The 21558-nt window shown below is 62.9% G+C and carries 20 protein-coding genes; 9 read left to right on the top strand and 11 right to left on the bottom strand.

Annotation, left to right across the window (positions count from 1 at the left end; genetic code table 11):
- The first annotated feature begins 10 nt into the window (after positions 1-10).
- Both gatE and P0648_RS09510 read left to right on the top strand, forming a co-directional pair.
- On the top strand, positions 11-1879 hold the full coding sequence (gene gatE, locus P0648_RS09515) for a Glu-tRNA(Gln) amidotransferase subunit GatE (RefSeq protein WP_277503761.1): 1869 nt from the start codon (positions 11-13) through the stop codon (positions 1877-1879).
- Positions 1880-1945: 66 nt separating this feature from the next.
- Positions 1946-2401, top strand: coding sequence for a hypothetical protein (locus tag P0648_RS09510; RefSeq protein ID WP_276274933.1), 456 nt, complete (start codon positions 1946-1948; stop codon positions 2399-2401).
- A 47-nt stretch (positions 2402-2448) separates the two neighbouring features.
- Here P0648_RS09510 and P0648_RS09505 read toward each other — a convergent pair whose 3' ends face one another.
- The 6 genes from P0648_RS09505 to P0648_RS09480 all read right to left on the bottom strand — a co-directional run bounded on the left by P0648_RS09505 (position 2449) and on the right by P0648_RS09480 (position 9860).
- Positions 2449-2847, bottom strand: coding sequence for a cyclic nucleotide-binding/CBS domain-containing protein (locus tag P0648_RS09505; protein ID WP_276247492.1), 399 nt, complete (start codon positions 2845-2847; stop codon positions 2449-2451).
- 50 nt (positions 2848-2897) lie between these two features.
- On the bottom strand, positions 2898-4595 hold the full coding sequence (locus P0648_RS09500) for a hypothetical protein (protein WP_277503757.1): 1698 nt from the start codon (positions 4593-4595) through the stop codon (positions 2898-2900).
- Positions 4592-6508, bottom strand: a complete 1917-nt coding sequence (locus P0648_RS09495; protein ID WP_277503756.1) for an asparagine synthase-related protein — start codon at positions 6506-6508, stop codon at positions 4592-4594. The genes P0648_RS09500 and P0648_RS09495 overlap by 4 nt, the downstream gene beginning before the upstream one ends.
- Before the next feature lie 729 nt (positions 6509-7237).
- Entirely contained in the window at positions 7238-8374 is a 1137-nt protein-coding gene (locus P0648_RS09490) for a hypothetical protein (RefSeq protein WP_276247495.1), read from the bottom strand.
- A 218-nt stretch (positions 8375-8592) separates the two neighbouring features.
- Positions 8593-9330: an RNA methyltransferase gene (locus P0648_RS09485; protein ID WP_276247496.1), complete on the bottom strand. Its 738-nt coding sequence runs from the start codon at positions 9328-9330 to the stop codon at positions 8593-8595.
- Positions 9327-9860 (bottom strand): hypothetical protein, encoded by a 534-nt coding sequence (locus tag P0648_RS09480; protein ID WP_276247497.1) that lies wholly within the window; start codon positions 9858-9860, stop codon positions 9327-9329. Before P0648_RS09480 ends, P0648_RS09485 begins: the two co-directional genes overlap by 4 nt.
- An 88-nt stretch (positions 9861-9948) precedes the next feature.
- Between P0648_RS09480 and folP the strand changes: the two genes are divergently transcribed.
- From folP to P0648_RS09465, 3 genes are all read left to right on the top strand, one after another.
- Positions 9949-11079 (top strand): dihydropteroate synthase, encoded by a 1131-nt coding sequence (gene folP / locus P0648_RS09475; protein ID WP_277503751.1) that lies wholly within the window; start codon positions 9949-9951, stop codon positions 11077-11079.
- Between the two features lie 122 nt (positions 11080-11201).
- On the top strand, positions 11202-11891 hold the full coding sequence (locus P0648_RS09470; protein ID WP_276274938.1) for a 6-hydroxymethylpterin diphosphokinase MptE-like protein: 690 nt from the start codon (positions 11202-11204) through the stop codon (positions 11889-11891).
- Between the two features lie 40 nt (positions 11892-11931).
- Positions 11932-13350 carry an FAD-binding oxidoreductase gene (locus P0648_RS09465; protein ID WP_277503749.1) on the top strand — a complete coding sequence of 473 codons (1419 nt, stop codon included), beginning with the start codon at positions 11932-11934 and terminating at the stop codon, positions 13348-13350.
- Here the strand turns inward: P0648_RS09465 and P0648_RS09460 are convergent.
- Positions 13347-15041: a thiamine pyrophosphate-binding protein gene (locus P0648_RS09460; protein ID WP_277503747.1), complete on the bottom strand. Its 1695-nt coding sequence runs from the start codon at positions 15039-15041 to the stop codon at positions 13347-13349. The genes P0648_RS09465 and P0648_RS09460 overlap by 4 nt on opposite strands.
- A gap of 97 nt (positions 15042-15138) precedes the next feature.
- Here P0648_RS09460 and msrA point away from each other — a divergent pair, with 97 nt between their 5' ends.
- The gene (gene msrA / locus P0648_RS09455) at positions 15139-15681 is read left to right on the top strand and encodes a peptide-methionine (S)-S-oxide reductase MsrA (protein ID WP_276247502.1); all 543 of its coding nucleotides are present in this window, start codon (positions 15139-15141) and stop codon (positions 15679-15681) included.
- A gap of 87 nt (positions 15682-15768) precedes the next feature.
- On the opposite strand, the gene P0648_RS09450 is transcribed toward msrA, so the two are convergent.
- The 3 genes from P0648_RS09450 to P0648_RS09440 form a co-directional block, all read right to left on the bottom strand.
- A complete protein-coding gene (locus tag P0648_RS09450) occupies positions 15769-16185 on the bottom strand; it encodes an ester cyclase (protein WP_276274940.1) in 417 nt (138 codons plus the stop codon).
- A gap of 117 nt (positions 16186-16302) precedes the next feature.
- Complete coding sequence (locus P0648_RS09445) at positions 16303-17313, bottom strand: TIGR04024 family LLM class F420-dependent oxidoreductase (protein WP_276247504.1); 1011 nt, start codon at positions 17311-17313, stop codon at positions 16303-16305.
- Positions 17310-18086 carry an SDR family NAD(P)-dependent oxidoreductase gene (locus tag P0648_RS09440; RefSeq protein WP_276274941.1) on the bottom strand — a complete coding sequence of 259 codons (777 nt, stop codon included), beginning with the start codon at positions 18084-18086 and terminating at the stop codon, positions 17310-17312. Before P0648_RS09440 ends, P0648_RS09445 begins: the two co-directional genes overlap by 4 nt.
- 136 nt (positions 18087-18222) lie before the next feature.
- On the opposite strand from P0648_RS09440, the gene P0648_RS09435 reads away from it, so the two are divergent.
- The 3 genes from P0648_RS09435 to P0648_RS09425 all read left to right on the top strand — a co-directional run bounded on the left by P0648_RS09435 (position 18223) and on the right by P0648_RS09425 (position 20769).
- Positions 18223-19191, top strand: a complete 969-nt coding sequence (locus P0648_RS09435; protein ID WP_277503739.1) for an MBL fold metallo-hydrolase — start codon at positions 18223-18225, stop codon at positions 19189-19191.
- 50 nt (positions 19192-19241) lie between these two features.
- Entirely contained in the window at positions 19242-19925 is a 684-nt protein-coding gene (locus P0648_RS09430; RefSeq protein WP_276274942.1) for an HAD family hydrolase, read from the top strand.
- 67 nt (positions 19926-19992) lie between these two features.
- Complete coding sequence (locus P0648_RS09425) at positions 19993-20769, top strand: SDR family NAD(P)-dependent oxidoreductase (RefSeq protein WP_277503735.1); 777 nt, start codon at positions 19993-19995, stop codon at positions 20767-20769.
- A 68-nt stretch (positions 20770-20837) separates the two neighbouring features.
- On the opposite strand, the gene P0648_RS09420 is transcribed toward P0648_RS09425, so the two are convergent.
- Positions 20838-21545 (bottom strand): hypothetical protein, encoded by a 708-nt coding sequence (locus P0648_RS09420; protein ID WP_276247509.1) that lies wholly within the window; start codon positions 21543-21545, stop codon positions 20838-20840.
- Positions 21546-21558 lie beyond the last annotated feature (13 nt).

Raw genomic sequence — 21558 nt, 5'->3', positions numbered from 1 at the left:
TCGCCGAGTAATGAGTGAGTACGATTACGAGGAACTCGGCCTTATCGCGGGGCTCGAGATTCACCAGCAACTCGACACCGCGAGCAAACTGTTCTGTAACTGTCCGACGGTCCGCCGGGAACCCGACGAGTCGGTGCGCAGTTTCACTCGCTATCTCCATCCGACGCGCTCCGAACTCGGCGAACTGGACGACGCCGCCGTCGAAGAAAGCCGCGTCGAACGCGAGTTCACCTATCTCGCCTACGACACCACCTGTCTCGTCGAAGAAGACGACGAACCGCCCCACCGCCTCGACCACGAAGCGGTCACGGTCGTCCTCGAAATCGCCCAATTGCTCGACATGGACGCGCTCGACCAGGCGCAAATCATGCGCAAAATCGTGGTCGATGGCTCGAACACGTCCGGGTTCCAGCGGACGACCCTCATCGCGGGCGACGGCGAGATTCAAACCTCCGAGGGTCCCGTGGGCATCGAGGACCTCATGCTCGAAGAGGAGAGCGCCCAGCGCATCGAGGAATCTGACCGCGCGGTCACCTTCGGTTTAGACCGCCTCGGCATTCCACTGGTCGAAATCGGCACGAAACCGGACATCCGAACGCCGGCACAGGCCCGCGAGGCCGCCGAACAGATCGGGATGCTGCTTCGCTCTACGGGGCAGGTCAAACGCGGTCTCGGGACCATCCGCCAGGACGTGAACGTCTCCATCGCCGACGGCGCGCGCGTCGAAATGAAAGGCGTCCAGAGTCTCGACGGCATCGAGGACCTCGTGCACAACGAAGTCCACCGGCAGGTTCGCCTGCTCGAACTCAAGGACAAACTGAACGAGCGCGGCGCGAGCGTCGGGAACGTACAGGACGTGACCGACGTGTTCGCGGACTCTGAGAGCGGCGTCATCAAGGGTGCACTCGACGCCGGCGGCAAGGCGATGGCCGTCCCCCTCTTTGGCTTCGACGGCCTCGTCGGCGCGGAGATTCAGCCTGACCGCCGCCTCGGCACGGAGTTCGCAGACCACGCCAAACGCAACGGCGCGGGCGGCATCTTCCACACCGACGAACTCCCCGCCTACGGCGTGACCCAGGAGGAAGTAGACGCCCTCCGCGAGGCAGTCGGCGCGGGCGCAGACGACGCCGTCGCCATGGTGGCCGCGGGCGCAGACGTGGCCGAACAGGCAATCGAGGCCGTCGCCGCACGCGCGAACGTAGCCCTTGAAGAAGTCCCCGAAGAGACGCGCGGTGCGAACGAGGACGGAACCTCCCAGTACCTCCGACCACTCCCCGGCGCGGCCCGGATGTACCCCGAGACGGACGTTCCACCGGTGGACTTAGACCCCTCTGAAGTCGAGATTCCGGAACTCCTCACCGAGAAGGAAGAGCGCTACCAGAAGGAATACGGCTTCAACGCGGACCTCGCGAACCAGATGGCCTACTCGCGGCGCATGCCGCTGTTCGAACGCGGCGTGGAGATGGGCGTGGACGCGAACACCGCCGCAAACGTCGTCGAGAGCACGGTCATTGAACTCCGCCGCGACGACGTGCCCGTGAGGCAACTCACCGAGAAGCACTTCGAGGGCGTCTTCCAACTGCTCGCAGACGGTGAGCTGGCAAAAGAGGGGATTCCAGAACTCCTCGCCGCGCTCGCGAAGAATCCTGAACTGGACGCCGAGACGGCCGCAGAACAGGAAGGGCTCGGCTCTGCCGGCGCAGACGAAGTCCGCGAAATCATCGTGGAAGTCGTCGAACGCAACGAGGAACAGGTCAAAGAACAGGGCATGGGCGCGTTCTCCGCGCTGATGGGTGAGTCTATGGGCGCACTCCGCGGCAAAGCAGAGGGCGAAGTTGTGAGTTCGATTCTGCGCGAGGAGATTCAAAAGCGTTCGTAGCGTCTCGCGTCCTTTTCTTCTGCCGTAGGTGGCAAGATATTTAGCAGTGTGCTTCGAGCGGAAACTATGGATTTCCGTGTTTTTGGTGTTGCCCTTCTCGTCGTTCTTGCAGGGTGTGGCGGACTCGGTGGGACGGAAGAGGACGGCCATCCAGGCCCCGATGTCTTTGCCGATGTTTACGTTGCAAATGAGGACTCGAAACCGTACACGGTCGATATCCTCATCCTCCACAATGGGAGCATCGAACATTGGTCGACCCAGCACATCGCGGCCAGCAATGAGAGTGTCACCCACGGCGCGCTCATCAGGCCAGACGGAATCTCGAATACGACGCGTGACTACAGTATCCTCATCCGGTTGAACAACAGTTCGGAAGGGGTTCGCTACGAAACCGAACCGTACGCAAGGGAATGCTATGGTATCGGGGCAGATATCGTGGACGGCGAGTTGACCGGCCCGATTATCATGCATCACCAGGAGCGTTACTGCACCTTCCCGAACGATACGACGAGTAGTGCGTAATCCTCGTTGCCGAACCAACAAATCAGTTCTAACCGAAAATACGAAGCTTACGAACTGACCGTGTGAACGTTCGAGAGGTACTTCGCTAAGTCAGTCGTCGTGATGATACCGAGCACTTCGCCATCTTCGACGACGGGCATGTGGTGGAAGCCGTGTTCTATCATCTCGTCTGCGACGTCGCGAATAGAGACTTGCGCCGTCGTCGTAATGACGTCCGTGCTCATGTACTTGGAGACGGGCGTCTGGTCTTTCGGCTTTTGTTCGGCGACGATTTTCACGAAGTCGGTGGTCGTGAGGATGCCTTCGAGGTGGTTGGCCTCGTCCGTGACGATGACCGAGCCAATCTTGTTCTCCAGCATCAACTGGGCGGCGTCCTCTACGAGCGTGTCCGGGGAGACGGTCTTGAGCGAGGTGGACATGAGTTGCGCGACGAAAATATCATCCATACAGACACGAGAGGAGTCCCAGCCTTAAGCCTTGGCCGGGTTCCAGGTCGTTATCGGTCGAGCCACCAGCGCGTGTTGTGGACGCGCAACTGGAGGCGCACCGGGAGCGAGTGAATCTCGCGGTTGTCGGGGAACAACTTCTCTGCGAGGCCGTACTCGTCGTAAATCTGCTTTCGATTTGGCCACGCGGGTTCGAACTCCTCGACGAACGGGAGTTTTCGGCGGAAAAAGCGTTCGAGCTGGTTGATTTTGTTCGAGTCGTGGGGTTGGCTCGGCGGGCGGTGGTGGAGGATGTCGCCGTCGATGCGGAGCAGTGCCTTGCGGAACGTCTCGCTGTTGCGGTGTTCCGGCGGCGTCTTCAGGTGCCAGTCGAGCAGGCGGGTGTCGATGGCGACGAACGGTTCGTGGTAGTTGTCGGCCAGTTGTGTCCGGAAGGGCATCACCGGCTGGTTGCGGATGACCAGCAGGTCCATCGCGTTGTGGACGGAGTCGGTGCGGTCCCAGCAGCGGTTCAGTTCCTCTTGGAGGCTCGATTTGAGGAATTCCCGCGGGGAGTCGATATCGAGGTCGAGTTCCGGGAACGTCGCGCCGACGAATTGGGTCAACCGCTCGCTCGGGCCGGGGAAGAAGCCGAGGGTCGAGAGCAGCGAGTCGACCGGGTTCGGGTCGGAGACGAGCGTCGTGGAGGGGAGTTTCGAGCCGAGGACCTCGACACCGTCCCACTCGAGGAAGTACCCCTTGAACAGGGTGTCGAACAGCAGGCCGTGGTACATCACGTCGACGTCGAGCAGGTCGTCGTAGCCGGCGTGGTGGATGTGGAGCGCCTCTTTTATCGACTGAGAGTAGCGCAACTTCTCGTCGCTCGTAGAGAGGTAGCGGTCGCTCGGTTCGAGCACGGAGTGGGCGGCGTCGTACTGATTTGCGATTCGCCGCGCGACGCGTACCTCCCGCGAATTCTCCCGTCCGATGGTGTACGTCTGTTCGATATCGGGCAGCTGCGAGAGGAAGACTCGCGAGTCTTTACCACCCGAGAGGAGGATGCCCTTCTTCCCGGGGAAGTGCGAACGGAGGTGGACCGCCCGCCGGAGTCGGGTCGTGAGTTCGCTGACGTAGTCGAACTCCTGTGGTTCGTATGTAAACCGCGAGAGGGGACGAATGTCGGTCGCCGTCAAGCAGCTATCCAGCGGGGCGCGTGAAATCTCCTCGAACAGGGTTCGCTCGCCGAGGACGGTTCCGAGGTGGAGGAATTCGAGTACGGACCGGCGGTCTGGCGTCGGGTCTGAGACGAGGTGTTTCAGCATCGCGATGTCGGTGCTGAACACACGCTTGCCGTCCACCTCAGTGTAGTAACACTCCCAGGACCGAATCGGGTCCGTCGCCACGAACGAGTCGCCCTCGTACGCGATAAACGCGAGGTACGAGCCGTTGAGTTGCGAGAGTGCGTCGAGGCCAGAGTCGGCGTAGCGGTCGAGCAGCCACCGTGCTGTGTTCGGCGTGCTCTCGCCGCGCGGATACGCCTCGCCGAAGATGATACAGGTGCCTTCGGTTCCCGTGTAGAGCGAACTGCACCCGCGGATGCCCAGGCTGTGGGATCTGACCCCGACGGTCGCCGCCGATTCACTCACGACGGTGTCGAACTCGTCTACCGATCGGAATCGCTCGAAATCACCCTGACTGCCGAAGACGCCGAACAGTTCCGTGTTCATCGAGGCGCGCTGGGCCTGTTCTGTCTGCCCTTCGACACTCACAGGGACCCCTCCGGCGTGGACGGTTCCCGGTCCGCGTTCGGCCCGGTACCCAGGGTGAGGGAGTCGTCGGGAGACGACGAGCGGGCGACTGCTTCGGTGACGGGCATCTCGAGAAGCGTGAGGAGGGAGTAGAGAAGTGTCATGTGATCGTCGCCGTCGAGGTGGGCTTCGTAGGTCTCCTCGATTCCCGACGCGTCGAGGAAGGGCAGGGCGCGAATCAGGTCGGCCTGCCGGTCGAACGTATCCGGGGCGAACCACTTCGCGCCGAGCAGTTCGGTGCGGTTCGGCCACGGACTGTGGTCGATGTGCGGGGCCGGAGTCGGCCGGTCGTGGATGTGCTTTCTGTAGAAGGCAGTGATCATGCCACCAAGGTATTCGAACGGGTAGGCATACGAGAGTGGAACCCCGGTTCTGGCGTGTGGAATCGCGGCGAGGTCGGGACTCACCGCGTCGAGAGCCGCGTTGACGACGTTGCGTCTTGCACAGTACTTCATCGGAATTTGCTGGTGGAGGTCGAAGATGCGATTGTCTAACAGGGGTGTTCGGACGGGGCGCATGTGCATGAGACTGCGCGGGAAGATGGCTTCGGTATCTCCCCCGAACGGATAGTAATCGCTGTACATTGCGAGGTCTGTGAGCGATTCGTACCGTACCCCATGGCTTACGATACCGTCGCCGTCCCAGTAGATATTTGTTCGCAGTTCATCTCGCAATGAGTACTTTGGGGTAAAGTACGGAAGACGGTCGGTGCTCTCTGCAAGTTTTGCGTCGAGATAGTCGTCGATGGTGTCGATGGATTCTCGCGCCGGAAGCGGAACCGTCCCGACCGGGCCGAGCGACAGTGAGCGCGTCTCGAACGATTCGCCGTCGAACAGCATATCCGCGAACAGGCCCGTAACAAGCACGTCCACCGAGGAGACGATTTCGGCTTCGAACTCGCTGAAGTAGGCCTGGTCGAACCAGCCGCTGAAGTTCGCCCGCCGCGGCGTTCGCGCCAGCGTTCGTGCTTCGTGGTCGTCGTAGCGTTCGAGCAGGCGGAACTCGTCACCTGCGGTCTCCGCGACGCGCTTTGCCACCTCGGCTTCGTGGCTCCTCCAGTCTGCGTTGTGAAAGCCAATCGCTGGCTGGTCGAGGGTGGCCTGAATCAATCGTGAGTCCGCGCCGCCGCTCAACAGCGTGCCGTAGGTGAGGTCGTCGCGCGTCCACTCCGCGAACAGGTCCTGTAACGTCTCTGCGAGGGTATCGACGAAGTAGGAAAACGGCTTGTCGACGGGGTCGTAATGGGGTCGCCAATAGCACCTCGATTCCAGGGACAGGTCCGCGAGGTCGATAGTCGTCACCGATGCCGGTTGTAATTCCGTAACGCCTTCGAGGGGCGTCTCGACGCCGAACACGCGCCTGAGCTGGAGGTACTGATACAGCTTCGGCAGGTCGAACGCCGCCTCGAAGTCGGGGTAGGCGGTGAGCGCCTGGATGTCCGAGGTGAAGACGAACGAATCCGCTGTCGGTCGTGTATAGTAAACGCTCCGACTGGCGAAGCGGTCGGTGATGAGCTTGAGTTCGTCCGCGCGCTCGTCGTGGATGACGATGAGGAACTCGCCGTTCAGCGCCGGGAGGATGTCGTGGCCGTGGTCAGCGAGGAGCCGTGCGACGTATGTTGGGCCGTCTACGCCCGACGGCTTTGGCGTGTATTCCGCGAGTCCACCGTGGCCATAGACGTCACCCCACAGCCAGAGCGTCCGATGGCCATCGACAGAAACCGGCTGTTCGCCGGCGAGTAACTCGTGGACCGAGAGCGAGAACTCGACACTCGGTGCGTCGAAATCGTACGAGACGCTCTCGGGCCGGTCTTCCCACGATTGCATCTCAGTCGGGAGCGACCCCGAACCGAGCACTCCACGTAGTCCCACCATCACGGAACTCCGTGGCCCATCTGTCGCGCTCCGACGCCCGATCGGTCGCGTTGCCCGTATATTTCCTCTGACACGGTCTTCGTTGACAGATAGTGGTTCGTATTAATGTGCCCTTCGGCCAACGTGCGACACGACAACACACGTCTCCTCGAATCCAGAACTGCGCGAGAGCGCCCTCGCTCACCCAAGTGAGCCGAGTCTTTGTGACATCCTCCCACGACTAAGTGGGCTTCCCACGCCCACCAACGGGCGGTTCGTTGGTCTCTTCGGGTTACCGACCCGACGTGCCGATGGGAGTGCCACGCCCCCGTTTCTCCTATCCCGCGAAGGATTCGGAGGTACCTGCTTATTTTGTGTCGGTTCTGCGGTCCACGGGCGTACGTTTTGCTGCGGCAAACACCGAGTCAACTGCCAGTTTGTGGACTGCCAAGAGTCGATGGGAGTCCATCGCTCCGACAGCCACAGAGACGCAGTGTGGGCACTCATACGTTGCGGGTTCAGTGGTTGCAAACCGTGCGGCGTGGACAAGACGCTTCGCGTCTTGTTCGCATCTCGCAGGACCACAGGTCCTGCGGACTCGTCGGAATCCAGCGGATACCGAGACACCAGAACGCATTGCGTTCTGGGGACGATTCATCCCACGACTGAAGTCGTAAGGTTTCTCGCCTAATCTCTATAACAGATGACGTGACCACCGAACGCCGGAGGTCAATCCCACGATTCGGCGACTCAGAATCGCTTCGCCAGCGGCGGGTGTGCAGCCAGTACGTCGTCGATAGCGTCGCGTTCGTCCCGCGCCGCGGCGAGTTCACGGTCGATGCTTCCGTCGCGGAGGCGCGCTCGCTCCTCGGCCGTCAGGTCCGCCTGCGCGCTCGCACTCGTCCGTAGCTCCTCGAAGTCCGACCGGCGACAACACTCGCGCACGTCCCGGGCGAGTGCGACTACGTCGTCCGCAGCGAACCGGCCGACCACGGCGATGTACTCGCGGAGTCGAAAGCGGAGCGCATCGGCCGACTCGGGCGGCCACGAGACGCACAGCGGAGATGCGTCGAGCGTCGCGAGATACGTCCGGTTCGTCGCCACGTTCGCACGGAACGCCTGCGGGTCTGCCACGTAGTGGTCGAGTTTCGACGTCGAGTAGTCGGCGAGGTCGAGCAGGCGAGAGATAGACTCGTCTCCAGCAGGCGAATCGGCAAGGAATCGCCGAAGGTTGTCCGGCGGCGGCCGGAACCCGACGAGTGGATACGCTGTAGTGTCCGCGACGAGGTCGAGAACCTCCCGGGCCGATGTCGACCGCTTGAACGACTCGAACGCCTCGCGTACGGCGTCGTTGTACGCGTCGATGGGTTCGCGGATGAGTTCGACCGGTGCGTCGAGGTCCGCCGCGCCGAGTTCCTGGATTCGGGTCAGTTCGGCGACCTCGTCGTCGCGCGCCGAGCGGTTGCGTTGGAGTGCACTCCGCGCAGAGCGGTAGCGCTCTTTCGTCTCCGCCCACTCGTCACGCAGCTCGGCGAGTTCCCGGGCGGGTTCGAGGTGGCCGCGCGCCCGGTCGAAGTTGCGCGGCTTGAGCACGGACGTGACGCCCGTCGTGAGTTCCTCGTCTGCGGCTTCGAAGGCGTCTCGGTGTGGGAGATCGTCGGGCAGCGACGCCAGTTGCTCCGAGAGCTTCTCGCGAAATTCAATGTACCCCTGAAAGTCGTCTCGGTCGGTGGCGCGGTCCTCGTAGCGGTCGAGAATCGCGGTGAACTCGTCGTACGCCTCGCTCACGACATCGACGGTCGACCGTCCGTGCTCAGTGAGGTCGTCGTGCAGCGTTTGCAGTTCCGTATCCGCCTCGCGGAGCACCTGCTCGGGGTTCTGTGTCACGGTTCCCTCCCGGAGTCTGGTCGTGGTGGTCGCTGACGTTTGCCCATCGCTTGTCGTCTCTCTTTCGGCGACGGAAAAAGGATTGTTGGTCAGCGTCGCCTGACGACGTATTTGACGCCTCCACAGAGCGCGTAGAGACCCAAATACATCGGGCTCAGAAGCAGGGCGTAGTACACCAATCCGGCCAGTGTAGCGGCGCTGGGGGCGGAACTGGCGATTCAGTCGTCTGCGCGTTCGGGGTGCTCTGCGCGCTGGCGTGCCCGTCGAAGAATGCCGTGGAGGGTGGCGATTTCGCGACCGGTCGGATGGGCGCGGCCGAGCAGTCGCCGAAGCATACGCTGGGTCTTCGACCGCTTCTCGACGGGGTAGTTGATGAATTCGAGAAAGTCCGCGAAGTGGCCGTAAAAGCCCTCGATTTCGTCTTCCGGGGCGCGTTCGTGGACCGAGGCGGGCAACTGAAACTCATCGACGCCGAGGTCTCGCAGTTCGTAGAGGACGATGGTCGCCGCCTGTCCGAGGTTGAGCACGGGATACGCCGCGTTCGCAGGAATCGAGACCACTTCGTCGACGCGGGCGAGTTCCTCGTTCGTGAGACCGACGCCTTCGCGCCCGAAGATGAGGGCGGTGTCCGTATCGACCGATTTCAGCGATTCGCGCAGTTCGACCGGCGTCTTGAACGGCCAGCGCATGTGTTTCGTCTCGTCTTCGTTCGTGACCGCCGTCGTCCCCACGGTGTGGAAGTTCTCCACGAGGTAGTCGAAACTGACCTCGCGTGCGTTCGGGAGCACGTCATCACGAGCGTGGCCGGCAAAGCCGTAGGCCTCGCTATCGCGGCCGAGATACGGCGGGTCCACGAGATAGAGGTCCGAGAGGCCGAAGTTCTTCATTCCTCGGGCGATGGTTCCGATGTTGCCCGGCGTCTTCGCGTCCACGACGGCGACGACGAGGTCGCTCATTTTCGCGGGTAATCCTGTCCGAAGTCGACGCTGTCGAAGTCGAGTTCGTCGATGCTCTCGACGCCGAGTTCCTCCTCTAACGACGGCAACTGCTGGTCGTCACGGGGCGATTTCGGCACGCTGTCCGGGTCGGTATCGACGTGCTCGTCAGGGCCGTAGCCCTCAGGTGCACGCCCGCCGTCTAAGAACCATTCGTGGAAGTAATCGTCCATGTCGAGGTGTCCGGCGTGTTCGTTGCCGCCTTCTTCGCGCCACCAGTAGAGGAAGTCGGCCTCGTGGTGGTTGCACAGGAGCACTTCGCCGAGTGGTTCGCCGTAGACGACCTGCGTGATTCGACAGCGGCGAATGTCTTCGTCGCCGTGAATCAACCAGCAAGCGTCACAGGGCGAACCGACGATTTCGGTGAGGCGAAGCACCTGTCGTCGCGTCTCGACCGGCATGTCGGCGAGCGGTTTGAGGTTCCCCTCCTCGTCGAACACCTCGTCTTCCTCGAAGCGCCACCCGCGGACGCCGATGCTGACCTTGGCCATATCCGGGGGTAGCAGATAGGTGAATAAAAAGAGCGTGTCTGCGGCCGATGGCGGGGTGCTTTTTGCCGTCGCTCCCCTTCGGTCTGCCATGCAAACGGTCTACGCCGCCGGCCTCGGAATCGGGGACAACCACCCGCCGCGAATCATGGGCGTCCTGAACGTGAGCGAAGAGTCGCCGTACAAGCCAAGCGTCTTCGACGACCCCGCGGACGCGGCGAGCTACGTAGACCGAGAACTCATCGACCAGGGCGCGGACATCGTGGACGTGGGCCTCGAATCGGCGAACAAACGCTTCGACGTGCTCTCGGCCCAACAAGAACTCGACCGACTCGACACCGCAATCGAGGCAATTGCCTCAGTGTCGGGCGACGCCGTCTTCTCCATCGAAACGCGGTATCACGAGGTAGCCGAGAAGGCCCTCCAGAACGGCTTCGACATGGTCAACGACATCTGCGGGTTCGCCGACCCGAAGATGCCCGAAATCTGTGCGGAGTACGACGTCGCGGTGGCGAAAATGGCCAGTCCGCCCGACCTGACCCGCCCCGGTGCAATCGAGGACGTAGACGACATCTACGAGGCGCTGAAGATGAACGGCCTCACCGACAAGACCATCGTCGACCCCGCCTTCGGCGGGTGGTCGGAAGAAAAGACGCTCGAAGATGACCGGGAAACCTTCCACCGACTCAGGGAGTTCCGCGGCCTCGGGCAGCCGATTCTCGTCTCCATCAACCGCAAGAACTTCCTTCGGGACATCGCCGGGCGCTCGACCGAAGACGCGCTCGCGGTCAGCCTCGCCGCCACGTCGATGGCCGTCGAGCGAGGGGCACACGTCATCCGAACGCACGACGTGGCAGAAACACGTGACGCGGCGCTCATCGGGCGGGAATTCAGCCGCCGCCGTGTCCGCGATGACGACCTCGGCGTCGAAGAACTCGACGTGACGACGACCCGCGAGGCGGCGCGACACCTGACCCGCGTCGGCGGCGACCCGGGCCACGCCGCCGAGTCGGTCACGCGAGTGTTCGAGTTGACCGACCTGCAACCGGAGGAACGGGCCGCCCTGACCACCGCCGCGGCCGATGCGGGCGCGGTCGTGGCCGGGAGTAAGGGAGCGACGTTGCTCATCGGCACGCCCAGGTCGATCGGACAGGTATCAGAAGCCATACCACCAGAATTTGGCCGACTCGAAGCCGTATGCGTCGAAATTTCTGACTTCTAGGGGTAAGAGAAAACTTATGCCGGAGGATTTAGTATTAGCCAATGGTAGCCGGAAGGGCCCTACGGGTAGGGGTACACGTATGCGCCATTCCGGCTCAATACAGATTTATCGAGTGGAGACACATGGACTATAGCACCTGGTCTCCCGTTTATCACGCCATTCTCGGAGACTTCGGGTTCCCCGAAGCGGCCGACGAGACCGCGCGCGACGAGCTCGCTGCGCGCACCGACCCATTCGACCTCGACAGACTCGGCTTCCTCGCGGGGGCGACTGTCGCCATCGCTGGTGCGGCCCCATCACTCGCTGGCGAACTCGACATTGCACGCGAAGCGGACGCCGTGGTCGCCGCCTCGACCGCCGCGGACGTTCTCCGCGAGGCGGGCATCGCGGTGGACCTGATGGTGACCGACATCGACAAGAATCCGGAGACGATTCGTACCCTCACCCGCGAGGGGACGCCAGTCGCGGTGCACGCTCACGGCGACAACATCCCTGCCATCCGCGCAGAAGTGCCGACGTTCGTCCGCGAACACGTCCTGCCGACGACGCAGGCTGCTCCCGTCGCACCCGTCGAGAATTTCGGCGGATTCACCGACGGCGACCGCGCCGCCTTTCTCGCAGACCACTTCGGGGCGGGAGCCCTCACGTTTCTCGGATGGGACTTCGACGACCCGGCCGTAGACCCAATGAAAGCGAAGAAACTCGACTGGGCCGAACGTCTGCTCTACTGGCTCGAACGACGGCGTGGCGAGCAGTTTACCATACTCGACGGGCGCAGGGAAGCTATCGACACGAGTGACATTCCGCGCTGACGGGATACGTTTACGACACTGGAGCGTCGTGTGTGTGTCAATGCCTCACGATTGTTCATTCCTCTCTGACGTGCTCGACGAGCCACAGGTCTCCTTCGGCGAGTCCGCCAGAAACAGCCATGCGGGTGACTGGGGAACGCCAGAGGAAAGTCGAGTCGTGCCCGACGCGGTCGTGTTTCCGGAAGCGACCGCCGACGTATCCGCAGTTCTCGAAGCCGCGAACGACCGCGGCGTGCCGGTGACGCCCTACGCCGCCGGGACGAGCCTCGAAGGCAACGCCACGCCCTCCCACGGCGGCATCAGCATGGACCTGACGCGGATGAACGCCGTCCTCGACGTCCGCCCCGACGACTTCCAAATCGACGTCGAACCCGGCATCATGGGCGGGGCGGTTGACGAGAAGGCAGCGAGGTACGGGCTGTTTTTCCCGCCGCTTCCCTCCTCCGGGGATATTTCGACCATCGGCGGGATGATTGCGAACGACGCGAGCGGGATGAAGACCGTGAAATACGGCGAGGTCGGAGACTGGGTTCTCGAACTGGAAGCCGTTCTCGCGGACGGCACCGTCATCGAGACGGGTAGCAAGGCAGTCAAAACGTCGAGTGGCTACAATCTGAAAGACCTCATCGTCGGCAGCGAGGGAACGCTCGCGGTCGTCACGCGGGCAACGCTCGAACTCGCGGGCGTCCCCGACCAGATTCGCGGTGGCCGCGCGCAGTTCGAGTCGCTCGACGACGCTGCCGGAGCCGTCTTCGACGCGATTCGCTCGGGCGTGGACGTGGCCACCATCGAACTCATGGACGCAGAGAGCGCGATGATTGCAAACGCCTACACCGGGTCGAACCTGCCAGACGCGCCCATGGTGTTCCTCGAATTCCACGCGAACCACGGCATCGAGGAGGAAATCGAATTCTGTAAATCTATCTTCGAAGCCCACGACGTATTACGTTTCGAGATGGCCGCAGACGAGGCAGCGATGGCCGACCTCTGGGAGGCGAGAAAGGACATGGCCTTCGCCCTCCAGTCGTGGGACCCGGACCTGACGCCGCTCAGCCCCGGTGACGTGACCGTGCCCATCAGCAAATATCCCGAAATCATCGAGTTCGCAAAACGCCTCGCCGCCGAACACGACCTGCTCGTTCCCTGCTTCGGCCACGCTGGCGACGGCAACGTCCACTATACCGTACTCGTGGACGACTCGGACCCCGAGGCAGTCGAACTGGGCGAGAAGATTTACTCGAACATCGTCAGGCGAGCCATCGAACTTGGGGGAACGGCCACCGGCGAGCACGGCATCGGACTCGGCAAACGCGAGTACCTCGACTTCGAACACGGGCCGGAAACGGTCGAAGCGATGCGAGCGATAAAACGCGCACTCGACCCCAACGACACGTTGAATCCGGGAAAACTGTTTCCCGAGACGGCAGACGGAAAGCGGGTGCGACTCGAACCGAACTAGTCGTGGACGAGCACGTCGAGTACGTCCGTACCTGAGGAATCGAGGGCCTCGGCGAGCACTGACTCGATTTCGTCGGGCATCTCGACGAGGTGGCCGCGTGCGCCGTGACTTTCCGCGTTTTTCGCGATATCCACCGCAGGTTCGAAGTCCATGCCGACGAACTCGTGGTCGTCGTAGTCGCCCCCGAGCATCTCGACGGTGTTGTCCTTCAGAATCCGGTAGTTGCGGTTGTCCGAGACGACGACGGTGAGGTTGAGGTCGTACCGGGCCGCAGAGTAGATGGCGTGGGGATAGTAGAGGTACGACCCGTCGCCGACGAACCCGAGGACGTCACGAGGTTGGTCGCGCATGGATTCTGCGAGTGCCGCACCGACCGCCGCTGGCAGGCCGTAGCCGAGACCGCCGCCCTTGTTCGAGATGTACTGCTCGGCTTCGAGCGGGAAGCGGGTGAGCAGGGCGTACTTCGAGGTGACACCCTCGTCGACGATGTACGCGTCCGGGGCGACCTCGCGGATTGCATCCACGAGTTGCGCCTTCGAAGCGCGCGTCTCCCCTTCCTCCTTCGGGTCCTCGCCCATCTGCTCGATGGTCGATTCGAGCGAATGCTTCAGCGTCTGCACCTTCCGGCGGCGTTGTTCTGCCACGTCGGGGTCGAGCACCTCGCCGAGCCGCTCCGTGATCGCGTCCATGACGAGGCCGGGGTCACCCACGACGGCCGCATCCGCCGCCTGATTCTTGCCAACCTCCCAGGCGTCCTGGCTCACGTGGATACACGTCGTATCCGCGGAGACGAGCGGTTCTGCGTGCCGAAGAATCGTGGTGTTGGTCGAACACCCGACGAAGACGAGCGTGTCCGTCTGCATGAGCATCCGCCCGAGGCCCTCTCGAGGTGGCAGGAACGACACCCACTGGTCGTGGTCGGTCGGGAAGTTCACCTCACTGGAGAGCATCTCGCCGTGAACTCGCGCCCCCGAGGCTTCGGCGAGCGAGACGGCGGCCTCGACCGCCTGTGACCCCGCCCGGGCGACGTGGTCGCCGAGGACGAACACCGGTTCGTCGGCTTCCGCGAGCAGGTCTGCGGCCCGTTCGATTTGGGCTGGGTCGCCCCCGCCGGCGTTCTGGATGGGGCCGAGGCGTTCGATTTCCGCGTCCGTTTTGGCCTGCATCACGTCTGCAGGGAGGGCGAGGAACACTGGCCCAGTCGGCGGCGTGAGCGCGACCCGAACCGCCCGGCGAAGCATCGTCGGCAGGGCCTCGACCGAGAGCACTTCGGCGGACCACTTACAGAACTGGTCTGCCAGTTCGGTGAGGTCGCCCGAAAGAATCGGCTCTTCGTGGCGAAAGTCGCGCTCGTGGTTCCCGGCGGTGACGAGCAGCGGTGCACCCGTCATCTTCGCGTCGTAGAGGTTGCCAAGGCCGTGGGCGAGGCCGGGCGTGACGTGGAGGTTCACGACGCCGAGCGGATTCACGGCATCGTCGTGGTGGCCGTGGTAGCGCCGCGTGCTCGCGTATCCAGCGGCCATCCCCACCGCCACGTCCTCGTGAAGGCCGAGGACATAGTCGAGGTCGCTGTCAGCGAGTGCCTCCATGATGGGAAGTTCGGTCGTTCCGGGGTTGCCAAAGAGGTGGGTGACGCCGTAGTGTGAGAGAGCGGAGACGAAGTAGTCGGCTCCGGTGGTCGTGTCACGCATTTGCACGCAGATTCAAAGGGCGGAACCTTAAGCCCTCGTTTGGTCCTGGCCCACCGACTCCCCTGAGTTCTTACGTTCGGAGCGCCAACTATCGAGTATGACCCAATCACTGGCCACGGCGACGTTCGCCGGTGGCTGCTTCTGGTGTACCGAAGCCGCGTTCAAGGAACTCAAAGGCGTGACCGAGGTGACCTCCGGCTACACCGGTGGCGAGACGGAGAATCCGACCTACGAGGAAGTCTGCTCGGGCAACACCGGCCACGCGGAGGCGATTCAGGTCACCTATGACACGGACCAGCTTTCGTACATCGATCTCCTGCGCGTGTTCTTCACCGTCCACGACCCGACGACGCTGAACCGCCAGGGCAACGACGTGGGCACGCAGTATCGCTCCGCCATCTACTACCACGACGAATCTCAGCGCGAGCGCGCCGAAGCCGTCATCGACGAAATCGAAGCCTCCGGGACCTACGACAGCCCGGTCGTCACCGAAGTCGAGCCACTCGGCACGTGGTACGACGCCGAGGAGTACCACCAGGACTTCTACGAGAAGAATCCGAGTCAGGGTTACTGTTCCGTGACGATTCCGCCGAAACTCGACAAGGTTCGAAAGCAGTTCGGCGAACTGGTCAAGTCGTAGGCGCGAAGGCGGTCAGTAGAACGTTTCTCACGAGTGAGACGGAGACACGAGTACGAAAAATTGCGGATGACTTGGTTACCGACGGGCCTACATCGCACCGAGCTGCTGGAGCAGTCCGGACATGTCGCCGTAGTTCCACTCCTCTACGACTTTCCCGTCCTTGAATCGGAGGATGGCGCTCCCCTGCATCTCGGCCTTGTTTCCCGTCGGAGCGATGCCCATCATCTCCCCGTCGTGGGTTCCTCGGACGGTGTATCGCATGGTCACCACATCGTCTGCGGGAATTAGCTCTTGAATATCGACCGTGAAGTCTGGGAAGGCAGTGCGGTAGGCCTCCACTGCCCGTTCGTAATCTTCCCGGGTGTGGAGGTCACCGACACCTGGCAGTTGCCCGCCCACCTCGTCCGCCATCACCTCTTTCAACACGTCCATTTTGCCCTCGCTCCAGACCTCTGTCGCGATTCGTGTGAGGATTCGTTCGTTCTCTGACGCAGGTACAGCCATGCTGTTTTCACCCCATGGAAAGAACGCCACTAACCGGCTCAATCGTGCTATACAGTGTCACGGCGACTGTACCCTCTGGAAAAGCCGGTTGTGGATGTCGAGATGGATACGTGCAATTCAGGCGTCCGGTGCGAGTGCTTCGAGCGTCTGCTCGATTTCCTCTGCTGAGGCCGCTCGCGGGAACGAGACGTTGATGGCGTCCACGCCGTCGATGCTCGCAAACCGGTCGAGCGTGTCGCGGGCCTGTTCGAGCGACCCTGAAGCCGATAGCTGGTCGAGCAGTTCGTCGGGAATCGCGTCCATCGCCGCGTCCTTGTTGCGGTTCGCCCACTCGGTCGAAACCGTCGTGGCTACGTCCTCCCAGCCCTGTCGAGCGACCGCGTCGCGGTAGAACGTGCCCATCCCGCCGATGTAGAAGGCGAGGTGCTGGCGGGCGAGTTCGCGGGCGTACTCGGCGTCGTCCAGCACACAGCAGCCGAGCGAGACGGACACGCGGAGGTCGTCTGGGTCCTTGCCAGCGAGTTCCGCGCCCTTCCGGAGGTCTTCGAGGCGGTCTTTGAGTCCCTCCTCGGTCATCATGAGCGCGTGCCAACCGTCGGCGAAGCGCCCGGCGAGTTCGACGGATTTCGGTCCCATGCCGGCGGCATCGACGGGTGGCGGCGTCTCCGGCGGGTCACAGCGGAGGCGGAACCCGCCGAGGTTGAAGATGTCGCCGTCGTAATCGACCTGTTCGCCGGCGAGGACGAGTTTCACGATTTCGATGGTTTCGCGGGTGTAGCGAAGCGGCCGCTCGAACGACTGACCGTGCCAGCCTTCGATGACGATGGGGCCGCTCGGTCCGAGGCCGAGACGGAACCGGTCGTCTGAAACCTCCTGAAGCGTGGCCGCAGTCTGCCCGATGAGCGTCGGCGAGCGCGAGTAGATGGGCATGATGCTCGTCCCGATACCGATTTCCTCGGTCTCGTGGGCGATGGTGGCGAGCGTGGTAACGGCGTCGCGGCCCCACGTCTCGGGCAGCCACGCCCGGTCGTAGCCGAGTTCTTCTGCGCGCTGTGTGTAGGACACGAGCGACGACACGCTCGGCTGTGCGGCGACCGGCAAGAACACGTCGTAGGCAACGTCAGTCATACGTCTGGGGTCTCCATGATGTTCGGCACGCCCTGTGCTGTAATGGTTTCACCGACGATGTACGACGACGCCGGACTCGCGAGGAACTGGGCGATGTCCGCAATCTCCTCGCTCAGTCCGATTCGGCGTTTGACCGCGGTTCGGTCGATGTCCTCGCCGGTGACGCCCATCTGACTGGCGACACCCGGCGTGGCGACGAAGCCGGGCGCGATGCAGTTGACGCGCACGTCGTCGTCGGCCCACTCGTAGGCGAGCGTCGAGGTGAGGTTGACCACGGCGGCTTTCGCCGCGCCGTAGTGGCTCATGTACGGTGCGCCCATCTGTCCGGCCACGCTGGCGACGTTCACGATGACTCCGCCTCCGTTCTCGCGCATGACTTCGCCGGCGGCCTGCGAGCAGTGATACGTGCCGTGGAGGTTGATGTCCACGATGGTTTTCCAGCCGTTTTCGGAGATGTCGGCGAAGCCAGCCATGAACGAGGCTCCGGCGTTGTTGACGAGTACGTCCACGCCATCGAACTCCTCTACGGTTGCTTCGATGAGCGCATCGACCGCGTCCCGGTCGGTCACGTCGCACTCGACTGCGAGCGCCGTGCCGTCGCCCCCCTCGTTGATTTCGTCTGCCACCGGCTGGACGTTGTCCAGTTCGCGCGAGCAGATGACCACGTTCGCCCCGTCGTCGGCGAAACGACCTGCGATTACCTTCCCAATCCCGCTCGACGCGCCGGTGACGAGGGCCGTCCGGTCTGCGACGCTGAACTGGCCCGTCGTCATCGCGTTTCCTCCGTCGTGTCGTCTCTTCCCATTGTAAACCAATTTACCGGTTATCACCCCGGTGGTATAAAGGTGGCCGCGGCAATTTCCGGTGAAAAGAGAACCCTTTTCGGGCAGACGGGCGACTCCGAACCCAATGACTGCAGACCCACCCGCCGTCCACCGCATCGAATTCGAGGTCGATTGGACGCCGGGACACGTCGCCGCCTACCTCCTCGCAGGCGAACAAACCGTGCTGTTCGACGCTGGAACGCCCGGCGAGGCCGCCCACGACGAACTAACCGCGGGCCTCGACGCCGCGGGATACGCACCCGCAAACGTAGACCACCTCGTCATCACCCACCCGCACATCGACCACATTGGCCAGACGCAGACGCTCGTGGAAGCGGGTGCAACCCTTCACGCGCCAGCGAGCGTCCGTCGGCGCTTCGCCCGCGACCCGGACGACCTTGCGACGGTCGTCACCGCGAACGCCCGCGCTGCGGGAACGCCCGAAGCACAGGTGGATTCTGCGGTTGAGATGTCGGTGCGGTCGCTCACCCGCAATCGGAAATTGCTCGCACCCGACGCGGTCGACGACTGGGTCGAACCCGGCGATAGCGTGTCGATTGACGATCTCGAATTCGACGCCATTCACGCGCCCGGTCACCAGGCGGACCACCTCTGTTTCGAGACGACGCTCGGCGGAGAGCGGGTGATATTCTCCGGAGACATGGCCATCGAACCCTTCCGCCCAGTGGCGCTCCACGTCGGTCTCGACCGCGAGATTGGCGACACGATTCCCGCCTTCTACGAGGCGCTCGACCGACTCTCGACGCGGGAGGTGGACACCGTCTATCCGGGCCACGGCCCGGTTCACGACGACTTCGCGGGGGCGGTGGGGCAGTCTCGTCGCAGCCTCGACCGACTCGAAGAACGGGTCCTGGAGATGCTCGCAGACGGCGCGGAGACGGCGGTGGACGTCGCCGCCCGCCGCAGCGCCGAGGGTCGTGACCTCGCCTACCTCCTGCCCGAATCGCTCGGAATGCTCCAGTCGCTCGAACGCGACGGCGCGGTCGTCTCGTCGGTTTCCGGGGACGTCCGCCGGTACGAACCCGCGAACTGACCGCTGCCTCTAGCCACACGCTCTTGTGTTCGGTCGGTCTACGAGGTGTAATGACCGAGTTCGACGCGGTTTTCTTCGACATCGGCGGCGTGCTTCTCGATCTCTCGTCGGTCCGCGAGGGCCACGACGAGTTCATCCGATTGCTCGCCGACGCCCACGACATCACAGACCACGACGCGGCGAAAGCCGAGTGGCGCGGAGCGCTCTCTGCGTACTTCAGCCAGACCGAGGGAACCGACTACCGTCCGGCGGCGGCGGGCTACCAGCACGCCGTCGACGAACTGCTCGGCCAGGCGGTTCCCGAATCGGCGTGGAAACCGCTGTTCGAGGAGGCAACTTACGGCACGATTCGACCCCACGACGGCGCGAAAGAGACGCTCGCCGCCCTCGACGACGCGGGCGTCTACCTCGGCGTCGTGAGCGACGTAGACGACCACGAAGGCAAGCGTATCCTCGAAACGCTCGACCTCCACGCCCACTTCGACCATGTCACCACCTCCGAAGCCGTGGGCAAGAAAAAGCCAGACCAGGCCATGTTCCAGACCGCGCTCGACCACGCTGGCGTGTCCCCCGAAACTGGCCTGATGGTCGGCGACCGCTACAGCCACGACATGGTCGGCGGTCGAGAAGCGGGCCTCACGACGGTCGCCTACGGCGCGAACGACGGCCCCGCGGTCGATTACGTCATCTCTGACTTGCGTGAAATTCTCCGCATCGTCGGCGTTCGAGAGTAAACGCCGAAAAACTCCTGTCTGGTTTTCCTGCCAAAATCTTAACAGACACCCCCGAGAAGCGGCGGGTATGGATTTCGGACTCGAAGACCGAACCGCTCTCGTGACCGGGGGCGCAGGCCGAATCGGAAGCGAAGACTGCCGCGTGCTGGCCGCAGAGGGCGCAGAAGTCGTCGTCCTCGACCTCGAAGTTGACAACGCAGAATCCGTCGCAGACGAGATTCGCGAGCAGGGCGGGACCGCTCACGCAGTGCAATGTGACCTGACCGACCGCCCGGACGTGGAGGACACTGTCGCCGCATTACGCGAGGAGACCGGCGGCATCGACATCCTCGTGAACAATGCCGGCCTCGTGGACGCCCAGAGCCAGCTCAAAGACTACGACGACGAGAAGTGGGATTTGGACGTGGAGGTGAACCTGACTGGCTCGTACAATATCTCCCGGGAGGTGTTCCCCGAGATGTGCGAACGCGGCTGGGGCCGAGTCATCAACATGTCCTCGATGGCCGGATGGTACGGCGGATTCGGGCAGGCGTCCTACGCGGCGACGAAGGCGGCGCTCATCGGCTTTGGCAAGACGATGGCCCTCGAAGGCGCGAAACACGGCGTCACCTGCAACGTCATCACGCCGAACATTGTGATGGGCGCGCTCGCTGACCTCCCCCCAGAGCAATTAGAGCAGGTAAACCCGATGTTCGAGCGGATTCGGAAGGCGACGCCGATGGGAAAACTCGGTCGCGAAGAAGACGTGTCGAACCTCATCGCCTACCTGTCGAGCGAGCAGGCGAATTACATCACCGGGCAGGTCATCGGCGTGACCGGCGGCGTGGACCTCTTTTCGTTCTGAGAAGCCGTTGACTCTTCGGTTTAGGTTATGGCAAAAAATCCCGGAGGGCTCGGGATTGCAGGTGAAGGTTAGTTGCTCGTCGTCGTTTCCGTGCTCGTCCCCGTGGACGTACTCGTGGCGGTCTCAGTCGAGTTGCCGGAGGTGGTGGTTTCCTCGACGCCACCGTCTAAGTTCGGCGTCGGCTCGCTGCCGTCGGTGGAGATCATGACCCAGAAGATGTCACCGTCTTTGACCTTGTACTGGGTCGGGTCGATGGTGACGTCGCGCTGCTGGAACGCGATGTTCGTGTTGAACTTACTGGAGTCGTAGGTCTCCCCGTCGATGGTGAGTTTCGAGTTGCTCCCGACCTTCTGATAACTGATGTTGGGAACCTGGTTCAGACCCTGACCGAGCGTGACGGCTTCCTCTGAGAGGTGCCACTTGTTGTTGTTGTTTTTCTCGGTGTGGAAGTGGAACGGTTCCAGGTTCTCGTCGTCGACGAACTTTTCCGTCGAGAGGTTCATGCGCTCGCCGTCGATTTCGAGGTACATGGCACCGTGCCAGTGGTCGCCGTCCTCGGGACCGGGCGACGCACCTTCTAAGTCGGTCTCGGTGGTCGTGGTTCCGTTCTCCGTCGTCGTCATACCACCATCGCTGGTCGTCGTCTCGCCTGCGGTGGTCGTCTCACCGGTGGTGGTCGTGTCGTCGGAACCGTTGCTCGAACAGCCGGCGAGGCCGACTGCGATTGCGCTGCCTGTCACCTGAAGGAAGCGGCGGCGGGTTTTCTTCGTCATCATTCTGGCAAACCGG

This window comes from Haladaptatus sp. DYSN1 (genome assembly GCF_029489995.1).
Lineage (GTDB): Archaea > Halobacteriota > Halobacteria > Halobacteriales > Halococcaceae > QDMS2.
Note: the sequence above shows the minus strand (reverse complement) of the source record. Positions and strands in the feature narration are given on the sequence as shown.